This is a genomic window from Pseudomonas sp. IT-P258 (assembly GCF_949767825.1).
GTDB lineage: Bacteria > Pseudomonadota > Gammaproteobacteria > Pseudomonadales > Pseudomonadaceae > Aquipseudomonas > Aquipseudomonas monachiensis.
In genome coordinates this window covers 1-15,682 of the sequence record NZ_CATKPU010000013.1, presented here as the reverse complement: position 1 = coordinate 15,682, position 15,682 = coordinate 1, and the positions used below count along the sequence as shown (strand labels likewise).

Genomic DNA, 15,682 nt, shown 5'->3' with positions numbered 1-15,682 from the left:
CTTTTTTCTGTCGCCTGTAAGATAAATTGGACAACGGATTCCTAAAATCCCGGTTTAATGCTAAATAGTGCTCAGTATTTTTAACACCCGACCCTGTCGTGCCACACAGTGCAACGAGAATAACGATATGAAAGTCCATTTCGAGAAAAGTGAAGTGTTTGGGACCCTCCACCTGCAAGCGGCGGTGGCAGCATGATCGAAGTTACTGAAGTTTCCATCGCCGAGCTGCGCGCCGCGCTCGAATCCGGCCAGACCACCTCCGTTGAACTGGTCCAGGCTTATCTCGCGCGAATCGACGCCTATGACGGCCCCGAAACGCCTACCGCGCTGAACGCGGTCGTGGTGCGCAACCCGGAGGCGCTGGCCGAAGCGCAGGCGTCCGACGCCCGTCGTGCCAAGGGCCAGACGCTGGGAGCGCTGGACGGTATCCCCTACACCGCCAAGGACAGCTATCTGGTCAAGGGCCTCACCGCCGCTTCCGGCAGCCCGGCCTTCAAGGACCTGGTCGCCTATCGCGATGCGTTCACCATCGAACGCCTGCGTGCTGCCGGGGCGATCTGCCTGGGCAAGACCAACATGCCGCCGATGGCCAACGGCGGGATGCAGCGCGGCGTCTACGGCCGCGCCGAGAGCCCGTACAACGCTGACTACCTCACCGCCCCTTTCGCCTCCGGCTCGTCGAACGGCGCGGGTACTGCCACTGCCGCCAGTTTCGCGGCCTTCGGTGTGGCGGAAGAAACCTGGTCGAGCGGGCGCGGCCCGGCCTCGAACAATGGCTTGTGCGCCTACACCCCTTCGCGCGGGGTGATCTCGGTACGCGGCAACTGGCCGTTGACCCCGACCATGGACGTGGTCGTGCCGTTTGCCCGGACCATGGCCGACCTGCTCGAAGTGCTCGATGTGGTGGTGGCCGACGACCCGGACACCCGTGGCGACCTGTGGCGCCTGCAACCCTGGGTGCCGATCCCGAAATCCTCTTCGGTCCGCCCTGAGTCCTACGTGGCGCTGGCCGCCAACAGTGATGCGCTCAAAGGCAAGAAGTTCGGCATTCCACGCATGTACATCAACGCCGACCCTGAAGCCGGTACGTCCGAAGCACCGGGCATTGGTGGCCCGACCGGCCAGCGCATCAATACCCGTCCTTCGGTGATCGGGCTCTGGGAACAGGCGCGCAAGGCCCTCGAAGCCGCAGGCGCCGAAGTGCTCGAAGTGGACTTTCCGCTGGTTTCCAATTGCGAAGGCGATCGTCCTGGTGCGCCGACCGTGTTCAATCGTGGCATCGTCTCCAAAGAATTTCTGCACCATGAATTGTGGGACCTGACCGCCTGGGCCTTCGATGATTTCCTGCAAGCCAACGGCGATCCCAAACTGAATCGCCTCGTCGATGTCGACGGCCCGCAGATCTTCCCTCACGACCCGGGCACCCTGCCCAACCGCGAGGGCGACCTGGCCGCAGGCATGGACGAATACGTGCGAATGGCCGAGCGCGGCATCACCCCGTGGGACCAGATCAGCACGGTGCCGGACGGCCTGCGCGGGCTGGAAAAAACCCGCAAGATCGATCTGGAAGACTGGATGGATCGCCTGGGGCTCGACGCGGTGCTGTTCCCGACGGTGGCCGATGTGGGTCCGGCGAATGCCGATGTCGATCCGCAATCGGCGGACATCGCCTGGAGCAACGGCGTGTGGGTCGCCAATGGCAACCTCGCCATCCGTCACCTGGGCGTGCCAACGGTCACCGTGCCGATGGGCGTGATGCCGGACATCGGCATGCCGGTCGGCCTGACCTTTGCCGGTCGTGCCTATGACGACTCGTCGCTGCTGCACCTGGCATCGGCGTTCGAGTCGACCGGCAGCAAACGCATGATCCCGCCGCGTACTCCGCCATTGGTTGCGGGCAAGCAGTAAATCGTAAAACCGTGGCGGCTCACTCGAGCCGCCATTGCTTGCCGATCAAGGATCAACCTGAGCCATCAGTTCCGGAATCGATTCCGACCGCTTGGCATAACGCTGCGCCAGCACCGCACAGACCATCAGTTGAATCTGGTGGAACAGCATCAGCGGCAAGATCAGCAAGCCAATGGTGCTGCCGGCAAACAACACCTGCGCCATCGGCACCCCGGTCGCCAGGCTTTTCTTCGAACCGCAGAACAGAATGGTGATGCGGTCTTCCTGATTAAAACCGAACGCCTTGCCCAGTACGGTCGCGGCCACCAACACCAGCGTCAGAACGATGCAGCAAACCAGCACCAGCCCGACCAGATCCAGCAATGGAATCTGCTGCCACAGGCCTTCGATTACCGCCTCGCTGAACGCGCCGTAGACCACCAGTAAAATCGACCCCTGGTCGACGAACTTCAACCAACTCTTGTTGCGCGCCACCCAGTTGCCGATCCAGCGCCGAGCGATCTGCCCGGCAATGAACGGCAGCAGCAACTGCACGCTGATCTTGAGAATGGCGTCGAGGGTCGAGGAGCCTTCGCCGTGCACGTTCAACAGCAGGGCCACCAGCAACGGCGTGAGGAAAATCCCGAACAGGCTCGACGCCGCCGCGCTGCAAATCGCCGCCGGGATGTTGCCCCGCGCCAGGGAGGTAAAGGCAATCGCCGACTGCACCGTGGCAGGCAGCGCGCAGAGGTAGAGCATGCCCATGTACAGGTCATTGCCGATCAGCGGCGACAGCAGCGGCTTGAGCGCCAGGCCGAGCAGCGGGAACAGCACGAAGGTCAGGCTGAACACCAGCAGATGCAGGCGCCAGTGCCCGGCACCGGCGATGATCGATTCGCGGGACAGCTTGGCGCCATGCAGGAAAAACAGCAGCGCGATGGCGATGTTGGTCAGCCAGCCAAAACCGACCGCGACCTGACCGCTGGCGGGCAGCAGGCTGGCGAGCGTCACGACGCCGATCAGGGTCAGGGTGAAGTTGTCGGGTAACAGACGGGGGCGAGTCATGGGGTTGATCATCCGGGGGTTGCCAGTACGTGAAAGCGACTCTAACGTGACTGGGAATTACCGACTAACGCCGATGAGCCAGCTGATGCCGCCTAAAGGACATGACAAGAGTGTTCGACGCAGTATTCCCGGGCTTTCCAGCCTGCCACGACCGCTCTATGGCCGTACCGAATCGCTGCCCAATCGCGCCCTGACCCGGCGCCACAGCCATCCGTGGGTGCAGCTTTCCTATGCGATTGCGGGCGTGCTCGAAATACAGACCGGCGCCGGGCGCTTCGTCGCCCCGCCGGAGCGTGCGGTGTGGATTCCGGCGGGCATGCCGCACCGGGTGTTCAGCTCGCCACGCACGGAGATGCGCAGCCTGTACATCGATTGCAGTGTCTCGACGTGGGCGCCGCCGGGGTGTCATGTGTTGGGGGTCAGCGACTTGTTGCGTGAGTTGATCCGCGCCTTCAGTCAGATACCGGTGGAATACGATCAGGACGGACCGCACGGTCGGTTGGCCCAGGTGATTCTGGATCAGTTGGCTGAGGCACCGCAGATCGACCTGATGCTACCCCTGCCCCAGGACAGCCGATTGCGGCAAATCGCCCAAAGCCTGGAGTCGCACCCGGAGCAACAGACCACCCTCAGTCACTGGAGCGACCAATTCGGCGTCACCGAGAAAACCCTCAGTCGCCTGTTCCTGCGCGACACCGGCCTGACCTTTCGCGCCTGGCGCCAGCGCTTGCGTTTGCTTGGCGCCCTGACGCCACTGGAGCAGGGCGAGCGCGTGACCGACGTCGCGTTGGCCTGTGGCTACGATTCGACCTCGGCGTTTATCGCGGCCTTCCGTCAGCAGTTCGGCGAAACACCGGGCGAATTCTTTCGCTGAGCCCCACACAGAACAAACTGTGGGAGCGGGCTTGCTCGCGAATGCGCTGGATCAGTCGACATATGCATTGACTGACACTCTGCCTTCGCGAGCAAGCCCGCTCCCACAGGGTCATGTGGTGTACACAAAATCTGTGCCCCACAGAGATCTCACACAATTTCTCGCTGTTACTGATCGGACTTGATACTGGTCCAGACCCGCGTACGCACCCGCTCAAGCTTTTGCGGCAATGGCTGCACGACGTACAGCGTCTTCAAGGCCTCGCTGGTCGGTGTCAGGTTCGGGTTGCCGGTGATGTCCTTGTTGATCAGCGCCAGCGAGTCCTTATTGGCATTCGGGTAACCGAGGAAGTCGCTGATCGGCGCGATGACTTTCGGGTCCAGCAGGTTGTTGAGGAATTCGTGGGCCTCGGCGACGTTCTTCGCGCTTTTCGGGATGGCGAAGGTGTCGAACCAGATCGGTGCGCCCTCTTTCGGCAGGCGCCAGTCGACGACCACGCCGTTGCCCGCCTCTTTGGCGCGATTGCCGAATTGATAGAAGCTGCCGGAGTAACCGATGGCCACGCAGATATCGCCGTTGGCGATGTCGGTCATGTACTTGGCGGAGTTGAAGTAGGTGACGTAGGGGCGAACCTTGAGCATCAGCGCCTTGGCTTTTTCGTAGTCATCGGGGTTCTGGCTGTTCGGGTCCAGCCCCAGGTAATGCAGGGCCAGCGGCAGGATCTCCGACGGCGAGTCGAGCATGGCGACGCCACAGGCCTTGAGCTTCTCCATGTTCTCGGGCTTGAACACCAGGTCCCAGCTGTCCACCGGTGCATTCTCGCCCAGCGCCGCCTTGACCTTGGCCGGGTTGAAGCCGATCAGCACGGTGCCGTACATGTAGGGCACGCCGTACTGGTTGCCCGGGTCGTTCTTGTCCAGCAGCTTGAGCAAGGCCGGGTCCTGGTGCGACCAGTTCGGTAGCTTGGACTTGTCGAGTTTCTGGAACACGCCCGCCTTGATCTGGGTTTCGATGAACTGGTTCGACGGCACCACCAGGTCGTAACCCGAGTTGCCGGTCAGCAGCTTGGCTTCCAGGGACTCGTTGGTGTCGAAGGTGTCCCAAGTCACCTTGATCCCGGTGTCCCTGGCGAAATCCTTGGGCACCGACGGCAGGATGTAGTCCGCCCAGTTGTACACCCGCAATTCGCGCTGTTCGGCGTGCACCGCGCTGGCCAGCAGCGACAGTGTGCAAACGGTGGCGCCCAGTATGCGTTTCATTGAGTCCATGGATCATTTCCCCAAGTGTGGCGTGAGTTCGATGGTTTTTATGTTCTGTACACGGCAGCGGCCTTGAAAGTAGCCAAGGGCAAGGAAGTGAAGCGTCTGGTTGTGGTTTCAATGCGGGTTGCCGACTCAGCCACCCGCGTCTGATTCTTGCTGACGGCGTGGTCGGTTCACAGCGTGAGGCAGGCCAAAAGGAGACCGAAATGGCCAAAATAGGTGTCCGCATTGATCAGCGGCGCGAAGCACTTCACCGTGGGTTAGTCCAAACAGCCGATGCCCGGGCAGTCTCCTTGCTGCTTATTGCGCATCACACCAATAACAAGATCGCGAGGCTTCGATGCGTGCTCCACTCCTGCTTGCCCTGCCCCTGCTCGGCCTGCTCAGCGCCTGTTCCGAACCCTATGACCCACAACCGCTGGCCAGCACCGGCAATGCCACTGCATTGATCGGCAGCGCCACTGTCCCTCGACCGCTGAGCGGCGCCATACCCGCAAACCCCTTCATGGCCAGCAACGGCAGCAGCTACATGCATGCCGATGGCTACAGCTCCGACTCGCACCCCGGCCCCGGTCCATTGGGCGGCGACATGCAAGTGAGCAGCCGCGACGGCAGTCGCAAGCCCGGCGGCATGTGCCCGATCCATACCTTCGATCAGCAGGGTCGCCTGGTGGTGCTGTGCGCCAACCTGATGCAGTTCGAACTGCAACTGCTCGAACCGCGCACTCTCAAGCTGCTGGCCCGCTACCCGCTGCCGCCGCGTCCGTCGACCTTCCACGCGCTGATTACCCTGGACCCGGACAAGATCATGGCCGACACCTCCGGCGCCTATTTCTATGTCGACGAACAGAATCGCGTGGTCATCGCCGATGCCGAGCAGCACATCCAGCGCGTGGTGCATCGTCAGGATCAATCCGGTGCGTGGTCGTTCGAAGAGGTCGACAACTGGGACCTGAGCGACAAGGTTCCCCACGATTGCGTGCGCCCTACTTCCTGGTTTCCCAAGGGTGAGTGCGATCCCATTACCGGGGTCATGCCTGATCATCAGGGCTTGATCTGGTGGATCACCCGACGCGGGCGCATCGGTACCCTGAACCCGAACACCGGCAAGGTCCAAGGCATCCAACTGGCCAACGAAGAAATCCAGAACGGCATGTCGGTGGCGGCCGATGGCGTCTATCTGGTGTCCGACCACGCCATGTACCGCTTCGCCGCCGATGCCGATGGCAAGCCCGTGCAAGGCTGGCGCGAAGTCTACGACCGTGGCACCGGGCGCAAGGTCGGGGCGATCAATCAGGGCAGCGGCACGACCCCGACCCTGCTCGGCGAGCGCTACGTCACCATCACCGACAACAGCGACGGGCGCATCAACCTGCTGGTCTACCGTCGCGAGCAGGACTACGCCGGCAACCGGCTGATCTGCAAGCTGCCGGTGTTCGACAACAACGCCTCGGCCACCGACAACTCGGCCATCGGCTGGGGGCGCTCGATCATCCTCGAGAACAATGCCGGCTACACCAGCGCCTTCGCGCAGAAGGACTGGCAGGCCGTGCATGGCGGCATCAGCCGCATCGACATCCGCACCGATGAGTCGGGCTGCGACCGGGTCTGGGAATCGAAGGAGCGGTCGCCTTCGGTGGTCCCCAAACTCTCGGTGAGCAACGGCCTGTTGTACTTCTACACCTTCGAGCCGCAGCCCGACGGCGAGAACGCCTGGTACCTGATGGCGCTGGATTTCGACAGCGGCCAGACCCGATTCAAGGCGTTGAGCGGGGTCGGCCAGGCGTTCGACAACAACTGGTCGCCGATCACACTGGCACCGGATGGCACGGCCTATGTCGGGACTTTCGGTGGGTTGGTTGCGCTTTGGGACAAGGGTGTGAATGCAGTCAATGAGCCACCGCGCTTCAGCGAGAAACAGACAAACCGGGTTCCTGAATGAGCCGGCCCCCCTGTGGCGAGGGAGCTTGCTCCCGCTCGGCTGCGCAGCAGTCGCACATCCTGCCGACGCGGTATATGACCGAATAATGGGGGCCGCTGCGCGACCCAGCGGGAGCAAGCTCCCTCGCCACAATCACCCTCTGTTCTATCTCGTTGCTCGCCTACAACAACGACAAGGTGTAGTTGATGATGAACCGGCTCTGATCCACGTTGCGGCCCGCGTCAGTGTTCGATTTGGCATTGCGCAAGGAGAACCCCACCCCCTTGAACGTGCCCGACTGCAACACGTAGTCCAGGGTCATGTCGCGCTCCCACTCGGACTGGTCACTGGCGTTTTGCGCCTTGATGTCCGTGCCCTTGAGATACACGATCGAGGCTTTCAGGCCCGGCACGCCCAAGGGCGCGAAGTCGTAGGTGTATTGGCCGAAATTGGTCTGCTCGCCGGCCCGGGCAAAGTTCTGGATCATCTTGTCGGTGGGCAGGTAGACACTGCCGCCGCCCGCCCCCTTGTCCACCAGGCTGCCCTGGTTGGGCTGGACGAAGTTGCTGCCGCCACCCACCTGTTGATGCCCCACCGACACCGCGTGCCCGCCATGGGTGTAGGTGACCATCGCAGACCAGGTGCTGTTGTCGATTTCACCGTCGTTGTCGTCGGTATAGCCCGACACCCGATAGCCTTGCGCGCGGCCGGCGGCAGAGCTGTTGGCACCGCTCGACGTGGTGCGGAAATAGCGCAGGTCGGTGGTCAGTGAGCTCGCGCTGTCGATGGGCAGGATGTGCGTCAGCCCGAGGAAGTTCTGGTTGTAGAAGTCTTCCAGTTGCGCGAAGTAATACTGGGTCTTCAGATTCCTGGTGAGGTTGTAGTCGCCGCCGGCGTAGTAGAACTTGTTGCTGTCCTGCGTGCTGCCGGCGACCGACAGGCCTGTGCGGTCCGTCGAGGCACGCCCTACCGCGTGCTCCAGCACACCGCCGGTCAACGTCAGGCCATCGATGTCGTTGGATGTGATCTGCGCGCCAGTAAACGATTGCGGCAACACACGGGCATCGTTCGCCAGCAGGATCGGCAATTTCGGCAGCAAGGTGCCGTAGCGAAATTCCGTCCTGGCCAGGCGCATCTTCGCCGTAGGACCGAAGCTGCTCCAGGCGGCCGCCGCGCCGTCGCCGTCAGAGGGAATCATGCCGCTGCCGACGTGGCGCCCCGCGCCGCTGTCCAGCGTGATGCCGAGCAATGCCTGGGCATCGAGCCCGAACCCCACCGCGCCCTGCGTAAACCCGGACTCATAGCGCAACACGAAACCCTGGGCCGCCTCTTCGGTTTTCGAAGGGGCCGCGCTGCCATCGCGATTGTCGCTGTTGAAGTACAGGGTGCGCATGGACAGGCTGGCCTTGCTGTCTTCCAGGAAACCATGGCTTGCGGTGTCAGCCGCTTGTGCGCACACCGAACTGGTGGCCAGCAAGACTGCGGTGGGGATGGCTCGTTTGAACATAGTGTGCTCCTGGGTGTTTCTTATCGTTATTTGAAGGTTTCACCGCCAGGCAGGACCCGGTTGCCGCCCACGCAACAGCGCTCAACACGGGCGCGAAAACAGGCGCGCTCGATGAGTGGCATGAGCATCGTACGTTCGGGGTGAGGATTGACTGACTGGCTTGTGAAACTCTTAAAACATTTCGAGAGGCTATTATCAAACGCGATGAAAGTAGTTTTCGTGCAGGGATAAGGCTTGTCGCGCAGGGATATGGACGATCACTGTTTTTGTATATCGGTGCGGCGGATTTTCACCATACTGACATCGTCGGCGGTGCTCGGTGGCTGCTTGCCTGTCCCAACAGGAGCAATGACCCATGAACGATCAAATCGAACTTTACGGCGCGAACACCGGCAACAGCCTGCGGGCAGCGATTGCCCTGGAAGAGTCGGGCATCGCCTACACCGCACGCAGGCTCGACCTGTACGCACAGGAGCATCGTGGGCCGGCCTTCCTGGCACTTAACCCGGCCGGGAAAGTCCCGACCCTGATCGATCACGGGACAGCGCCGCCGCTGGTCATCAACCAGTCCAACGCCATCATCCAGTACGCGGACTCCATTGCCCCCGGAAGGCTCGCACCGGCGCAGCCGGGACCTGCGCGCACCCGGGTGATCGACCGCTATTTCTTTTTCGTGACCGATGTCATCGCCCCCAGCCATGCGGCGTTTTTCCTGCACCAGGCGGGGCAGGACAAGGCCGCGGCGATCATTGATCTGCGGGTGATCGAGCAACTGACTTACGCGGAATGTTTTCTGGCTGCCGGATTCATGGCCGGAGAGCAGTTCTCCATGGCCGACATTTCGGCGTTCACCATCGTCACAGCGTTCCGTGATCGACTGGAATGGAAAGAGCTTCCGCAACTTTCGCGCTGGTTCGACTCGGTCGAAGCCAGGCCGGCGGTACAACGCGGCCTGAATGCGTTCAATCATTGCTGAGCGATTGACGAAAACAAAAATGCCCGACAAAGCGCCGGGCATTTTCAGACGAACACGAAAGGATTTGCCTCAGTCGGTGTAGCCGAGTTCGACCGAGCGGCTTTGCTGCGACTGGTTTCGTGTTGCGAGGCAGTAATACAACGGGCACGTCACCGCCAGCCCCACCAGCCACGACAGGTCCGCGCCCTCCACCAGATTGGCGTACGGCCCGACGTACAACGATGTGTTGGCAAACGGCAGTTGCACGATGATGCCGATGAAGTAGGCAATGATCGCGTGCAGGTTGAAGCGCCCGTAGATACCGCCGTCAGCCCGGAAGATCGAGGCGATGTCATAGCGACGACGCTTGATCAGGTAGAAGTCGATCAGGTTGATCGAGGCCCACGGCACCAGCACCAGCAACAGCGCCAGGATCAGGCCGATGAATTGCGCAATGAAATTCGCCGAGGCCCCCAGCGCCACCACGCAGCAGCCCGCCAGCACGATACTCGACAACACCACGCGCACCTTGATGCTGGGCGTCCACTGGCTGGCGAAGGTCTGGATCGAGGTGATGATAGACAGCACCGCGCCATACAGATTCAAGGCGTTGTGGCTGATGATGTTGAGCAGAAACAACACCATCAGGATCGGTCCCAGCCAACCGGTGGACTGCTTGACCGCCGCCATCGCCTCGGTGCCTTCCGGGGTTGCCAGTACCGCCACGGCGCCGAAGGTGAACGACAGGATCGTGCCCAGGGTCGCCCCCAGGTAAGTGGCGAAGAACGGCCGGGTGATGCCGATATCCGCCGGCAGGTAACGCGAATAGTCCGACACGTACGGCGAGAAGCTGATCTGCCAGATGATGCCCAGCGATACCGTGGCCAGCCAGCCGGACAGGTTGAACCCGCCGCGGGTGAAGAAGTCCGCCGGCAGATCATGGGCGAAGATATAGAGGAAACCCGCGAGCAAGGCACTGCCCATCACCCAGGTGCCGATACGGTTGAGGGTATGGATGAAGCGATAGCCAATCACTCCGATGGCCGTGGCGCTGAGGGCGCCGATGAGGATGCTGGCCGGCACTGGAATCGACGGCGCAATGCCGACAATCGATTTGCCCGCCAGCACGATGTTGGAAATGAAGAAACCGATGTAGATCAACGCCGCGAAGAACACGATCAGCAACGCGCCATAACGGCCGAACTGGCCACGGCTCTGCACCATCTGCGGGATGCCCATGCACGGCCCCTGGGCCGACGCCAGCGCAATCACCACGCCGCCGACCATGTGCCCGAGGGCAATTGCCAGCAACCCCCAGAACAGGTTGAGGTGGAACACCTGGACCACCATGGCGCCGGTGACGATGGGCAGTGGCGCGATGTTGGTGCTGAACCACAGGGTGAAGAGATCGCGGGCCTTCCCGTGGCGCTCTGCGAGTGGAACGTAGTCGACCGTGTGGTTCTCGATCAACGGGTCTTGCCGGGACATCTGGGACATGTGCATGAACTCGAGTTTGTCTGTTCTTATCTTTGTATGAAGCCAAACCGGGGGGACTCTCTGGCCGCCCCTCAGATGCGAACCATATTATGGTATTCCAAACTTTACACAAGACTGATCCGGTCTTTGAACAAGCATCTGAGCCGGCATCCTGCCCGAAGCGCGCCAGCACTGACTAGCTGAAAGCCCTGTAATCATTGGGTTTAAGACGAAAACCTTACGTTTATCGGTTCACCCAAAAAGACCTTGCAATCGACGTATTACGGTATACCATCAGACCTACAAACACATAAAAACGCACCACAGCACCCGAGGACCGTCCAATGATCGATGCCGCCATCTATAAACAAGTCATGGGGTCGTTCCCGTCCGGAGTGACCGTGATCACCACCCTGGATGACGACGGGCAAATCGTCGGCCTGACCGCCAGCGCGTTCAGCTCGCTGTCGATGGACCCGGCCCTGGTGCTGTTCTGCCCCAACTACAGTTCCGATTCCTACCCGGTCCTGATCAAGAACAAGCGTTTCGCCATCCACGTGCTGTCCGGCGGCCAGCAAAACGAAGCCTATGCCTTCGCGCGCAAGGGCAAGGACAAGGCCCAGGGGATCGAGTGGACGTTGAGCGAACTGGGCAACCCGATTCTGGCCAACGCCACGGCGGTCATCGAATGTGAGCTGTGGCGCGAATATGAAGGGGGTGACCACGCCATCATGGTCGGTGCGGTGAAGAACCTGATCGTGCCCAACCAGAATGCCGGCCCGCTGGTGTATTGCCACGGCAAGATGGGCGCTTTGCCCGTTCTGGCCTGACCATTGAAAAGATCGCAGCCTTCGGCAGCTCCTACAGGGGCAAACGCATATCGCCCGTAGGAGCTGCCGAAGGCTGCGATCTTTTGCTCTTCAATTCGTATTATGGTATACCAATAATCAACAGGCCCGCGGTCGACCGGCCGACAACAATAGATCCGAGGTAAGCGTCATGAAGTTTTCCCTGTTCGTACACATGGAACGTTGGGACGAAAGCGTCAGCCACCGCCAGTTGTTCGAAGACCTGACCGAACTGACGCTGATGGCCGAGGCCGGTGGTTTCAGCACCGTGTGGATCGGCGAACACCACTCCATGGAGTACACCATCTCGCCAAGCCCGATGCCGCTGCTGGCTTATCTGGCGGGCAAGACCACCACCATCCACCTGGGTGCCGGCACCATCATCGCGCCGTTCTGGCATCCGCTGCGGGTGGCCGGTGAATGCGCGCTGCTCGACGTGATCAGCAACGGGCGCATGGAAGTGGGATTGGCCCGTGGCGCCTACCAGATCGAGTTCGACCGCATGGCCGGCGGCATGCCGGCGTCCTCCGGCGGCCAAGCATTGCGGGAAATGGTTCCTGTGGTGCGGGCACTGTGGAACGGCGACTATGCCCATGACGGCGACATCTGGAAATTCCCGACCTCCACCAGCGTGCCCAAGCCGATCCAGCAGCCGAACCCGCCGATGTGGATCGCCGCCCGCGACCCGGATTCGCACAACTTCGCCGTGGCCAACGGCTGCAACGTCATGGTCACGCCGCTGATGAAAGGCGACGAGGAAGTCCTCGACCTGAAGAACAAGTTCCAGGCCGCGCTCGATAACAACCCTGGCGTGCCGCGCCCGCAACTGATGGTGCTGCGTCACACCCACGTGCACACCGCCGACGATCCACAGGGCTGGGAAGTCGGGGCCAAGGCGATCTCGAAGTTCTACCGCACCTTCGATGCCTGGTTCGGCAACAAGACCACCCCGGTCAACGGCTTCCTCGCGCCGAGCCCGGAAGAGAAATTCGCCGGTCGCCCGGAGTTCGAGCTGGAAAGCCTGCACAAGACCGCCATGATCGGCACCCCGGAAGAAATCATTCCGCGCATCAAGTACTACCAGGAACTGGGGGTCGACGAATTCAGCTTCTGGTGCGATAACAGCCTGCCCCACGCGGAAAAGAAAAAATCCCTGGAGCTGTTCATCAAGCACGTGGTGCCAGCGTTCCGGTAGGAGCGAGTTCCCACAAGGGTCGATTCCAATGATGACTGGTCGCCTCCCATCACTCGCCCTTCCCTCCGGTGCCGCGCGGGCTTACCTGCGCGGTGAATGGACCGCTTCGCACCTGCATTTCAAGCGCCTGCGCGCCAGCGTTTCGGCCAAGCAGAACGGTTTCTGGCAAATAGTTCACTGAGCCCACCCGAACAGCCAATCACGCACCCCGCGTCTCGCCATTGCATGGCGCGTACGGTGCATCGTGTTTCGCCTTGATCAGGTTTGCCCAATGAACAATAACAACGCACTGTTGATCATCGACATGCAGCAGGAGGACGGCTTCGTCCTGGAAAACCTCGACAGGGTGGTCGCCCATACCGCCGCCCTGCTCGATACCGCCCGCCATCAGCGGACACCTGTCATCTATACCCGCCACATCAATCAGGCCGATGGCAGTGACCTGCCCCACGGCGAACCCCTGGCCGCCGACGGAGGCCCCGGCAGTTACCGCGCCGGCACCCGGCAAGTGGAAATCATCGAGTCGCTGACGCCGCAGCCCGGTGAGCTGATCATCGACAAGGGCCGGTACAGTGCCTTTCATCGCACCGACCTCGATGCCCGACTCAAGGCAATGGAGGTCAACACACTGATCGTCTGCGGCGTGCTGACCGACGTCTGCGTGCTCACCAGTGTGTTCGATGCCTTCGCCCTGGGTTATCGCGTGCGCCTGGTCAGCGATGCCTGCACCACGACCACCGAGGCCGGGCATTACTCGGCCCTGCTGATCCTGGCCAACTGGGTCTACGCACTGGAAATCCTCACCACCACCGAGTGCCAGCGCGCCCTCGAACACCGCGATTACATCAGCCTGATCCCCGAGCAGCCGGACTTGTTTGCCCACCAGCCCCATGAGCTGCAAAGCACCATCGCCCGTCTGCAATCCCGTCTCGTCCGGACTCAGGAGTGATCGCCATGCAAGTCGAAAAAAGAAGCATCGATTTCATCCCCGAGACCGAACGCCACGGCAAGCCGGGTTCGCTGTTCTATATCTGGTTCGGCGCCAACATGAACATCACCACCATCGCCTCCGGCGTGTTGCCCGTGGTGATGGGGCTCAACCTGTTCTGGAGCGCGCTGGCGATCATCATCGGCTCGTTGCTCGGGGCGATTTTCATGGCCTCCCACTCGGCCCAGGGACCGAAGCTGGGCATTCCGCAAATGATCCAGAGCCGGGCGCAATTCGGCGTGTTGGGGGCGGTGTTGCCGCTGCTGTTCGTGATGCTGATCTACCTGGGCTTCTTCGTCAGCAACACCATGCTCGCGGCCCAGGCGCTGGAGTCCGTCAGCCCGCTGCCGATGTCCGGCAATATCTACCTGATCGGCGCGTTGTGCTTCGTCGTCGCGCTCTATGGCTATCGGTTGATTCACCGCTTGCAGAAGCTGCTGTCGATTCTGTCGCTGGTGGTGTTCGTCGCCGCCACGGTGCTCGCCTTGCAGTTGCCGATCCCGGCCGAACAGTGGCTGCCAACAGGCTTCTCGCTATCGAAGTTCCTGGTGGCAGTGAGCATTGCCGTGACCTGGCAACTGTCCTACGCGCCCTATGTCGCCGACTATTCACGCTACCTGCCGAGCAACACGCCGACCGCCCAGGTGTTCTGGTACAGCTACGCCGGCACGGTCAGCGGCGGTGCGTGGATGATGATTCTCGGGGCGATCCTGAGCGTCGGTATCGGCGACTTCTCCAGCAACGTCGGCGGGCATGTCGCCGGTCTGTTCGGCCCTGGCGCGGTGCTGCTGTTCGCCTTCATCGTCTACGGCCAGGTGTCGATCAACGTGTTCAACCTGTACGGCGCGTTCATGTCGACCATCACCGTGATCGAACCTTTCGCCCGACTCAAGGTGACCCCACGGGTACGCGGTGTGTTCATGTTGCTGATCAGCCTGGTGGCCACGGCCCTGTGCACCATCAGTCAGGACGACTTCATCACCTTCTTCCTCAACTTCATCTTCTTCATGAGCTACTTCCTGATCCCGTGGACGGCGATCAATCTGGTGGACTACTACTGCCTGCGCAAAGGCCAGTACCGGATTGACGACATCTTCGACCTGAACGGGATCTACGGACGGGTCAACTGGATCGCCTGCGGCAGTTTCCTGCTGGCGATTGCCCTGGAAATTCCGTTCATGAACACCACGCTGTATGTCGGCCCGGTGGCCACGGCGCTGGACGGGGTGGATCTGGCTTGGATCGTCGGGTTGCTGGTGCCGGCGTTGAGTTATTACTGGCTGATGAAAATGACCACGCGCGTCAGCGTGCCAGCGTAGTCATCAGCATTTGACGGCATAAAAGATCGCAGCCTGCGGCAGCGCCTACGAATGCAAGGCGTACATCCCCGTAGGAGCTGGCGAAGCCTGCGATCTTTTGATCTTCTGCTTCCGGCCCCCCCCCAACGGCTGGACGCCATCAAACGCCAGCCGCGAACAGTCCTACAGGTACGCAGCATCAACACTCGGATGCATCCTACGCGAGCGTCGGAAGCGTCCTATATCACCCTTTTTTACCTTCCTGAAAGCTGTCGAGCGCTTGAACGCGGGAGGTAACGAAGCCTCCCCGTCCGCTTCAACAGCCCAGGGAGGCCTGATTTTGTCCAACGCACTGCGCACCTTTTTCGACCACAGCCGCCACACACTCTGGGTCCGGGAGCAGGAT

The 15,682-nt window shown here is 61.4% G+C and carries 13 protein-coding genes; 9 read left to right on the top strand and 4 right to left on the bottom strand.

Annotation, left to right across the window (positions count from 1 at the left end; genetic code table 11):
* The first annotated feature begins 192 nt into the window (after positions 1 to 192).
* A complete protein-coding gene (locus ACM6G4_RS02540) occupies positions 193 to 1,908 on the top strand; it encodes an amidase (RefSeq protein ID WP_414912968.1) in 1,716 nt (571 codons plus the stop codon).
* A 45-nt stretch (positions 1,909 to 1,953) separates the two neighbouring features.
* Here ACM6G4_RS02540 and ACM6G4_RS02535 read toward each other — a convergent pair whose 3' ends face one another.
* Positions 1,954 to 2,952 (bottom strand): bile acid:sodium symporter family protein, encoded by a 999-nt coding sequence (locus tag ACM6G4_RS02535; protein ID WP_056723684.1) that lies wholly within the window; start codon positions 2,950 to 2,952, stop codon positions 1,954 to 1,956.
* Positions 2,953 to 3,037: 85 nt separating this feature from the next.
* Here ACM6G4_RS02535 and ACM6G4_RS02530 point away from each other — a divergent pair, with 85 nt between their 5' ends.
* A complete protein-coding gene (locus tag ACM6G4_RS02530; protein WP_414912967.1) occupies positions 3,038 to 3,826 on the top strand; it encodes an AraC family transcriptional regulator in 789 nt (262 codons plus the stop codon).
* Positions 3,827 to 3,993: 167 nt separating this feature from the next.
* On the opposite strand, the gene ACM6G4_RS02525 is transcribed toward ACM6G4_RS02530, so the two are convergent.
* Positions 3,994 to 5,094, bottom strand: a complete 1,101-nt coding sequence (locus ACM6G4_RS02525; RefSeq protein WP_056723585.1) for a polyamine ABC transporter substrate-binding protein — start codon at positions 5,092 to 5,094, stop codon at positions 3,994 to 3,996.
* A 334-nt stretch (positions 5,095 to 5,428) separates the two neighbouring features.
* Between ACM6G4_RS02525 and ACM6G4_RS02520 the strand changes: the two genes are divergently transcribed.
* A complete protein-coding gene (locus ACM6G4_RS02520) occupies positions 5,429 to 7,030 on the top strand; it encodes a hypothetical protein (protein ID WP_409079287.1) in 1,602 nt (533 codons plus the stop codon).
* 160 nt (positions 7,031 to 7,190) lie between these two features.
* Here the strand turns inward: ACM6G4_RS02520 and ACM6G4_RS02515 are convergent, their stop codons facing one another.
* Complete coding sequence (locus ACM6G4_RS02515; RefSeq protein ID WP_414912966.1) at positions 7,191 to 8,516, bottom strand: OprD family porin; 1,326 nt, start codon at positions 8,514 to 8,516, stop codon at positions 7,191 to 7,193.
* A 355-nt stretch (positions 8,517 to 8,871) separates the two neighbouring features.
* Here ACM6G4_RS02515 and ACM6G4_RS02510 point away from each other — a divergent pair, with 355 nt between their 5' ends.
* The gene (locus ACM6G4_RS02510; RefSeq protein ID WP_056723580.1) at positions 8,872 to 9,492 is read left to right on the top strand and encodes a glutathione S-transferase family protein; all 621 of its coding nucleotides are present in this window, start codon (positions 8,872 to 8,874) and stop codon (positions 9,490 to 9,492) included.
* A gap of 69 nt (positions 9,493 to 9,561) precedes the next feature.
* Here the strand turns inward: ACM6G4_RS02510 and ACM6G4_RS02505 are convergent, their stop codons facing one another.
* Positions 9,562 to 10,968 carry a purine-cytosine permease family protein gene (locus ACM6G4_RS02505; RefSeq protein WP_414912965.1) on the bottom strand — a complete coding sequence of 469 codons (1,407 nt, stop codon included), beginning with the start codon at positions 10,966 to 10,968 and terminating at the stop codon, positions 9,562 to 9,564.
* 323 nt (positions 10,969 to 11,291) lie between these two features.
* On the opposite strand from ACM6G4_RS02505, the gene ACM6G4_RS02500 reads away from it, so the two are divergent.
* From ACM6G4_RS02500 to ACM6G4_RS02480, 5 genes are all read left to right on the top strand, one after another.
* Positions 11,292 to 11,777 carry a flavin reductase family protein gene (locus ACM6G4_RS02500; protein WP_046043515.1) on the top strand — a complete coding sequence of 162 codons (486 nt, stop codon included), beginning with the start codon at positions 11,292 to 11,294 and terminating at the stop codon, positions 11,775 to 11,777.
* A 169-nt stretch (positions 11,778 to 11,946) separates the two neighbouring features.
* On the top strand, positions 11,947 to 12,990 hold the full coding sequence (locus ACM6G4_RS02495; RefSeq protein WP_007982502.1) for an LLM class flavin-dependent oxidoreductase: 1,044 nt from the start codon (positions 11,947 to 11,949) through the stop codon (positions 12,988 to 12,990).
* A 31-nt stretch (positions 12,991 to 13,021) separates the two neighbouring features.
* Entirely contained in the window at positions 13,022 to 13,171 is a 150-nt protein-coding gene (locus tag ACM6G4_RS02490; protein WP_162130443.1) for a hypothetical protein, read from the top strand.
* Between the two features lie 90 nt (positions 13,172 to 13,261).
* Complete coding sequence (locus ACM6G4_RS02485) at positions 13,262 to 13,939, top strand: cysteine hydrolase family protein (RefSeq protein ID WP_414912964.1); 678 nt, start codon at positions 13,262 to 13,264, stop codon at positions 13,937 to 13,939.
* Between the two features lie 5 nt (positions 13,940 to 13,944).
* Positions 13,945 to 15,297: a purine-cytosine permease family protein gene (locus ACM6G4_RS02480; RefSeq protein WP_414912963.1), complete on the top strand. Its 1,353-nt coding sequence runs from the start codon at positions 13,945 to 13,947 to the stop codon at positions 15,295 to 15,297.
* Positions 15,298 to 15,682: the final 385 nt, after the last annotated feature.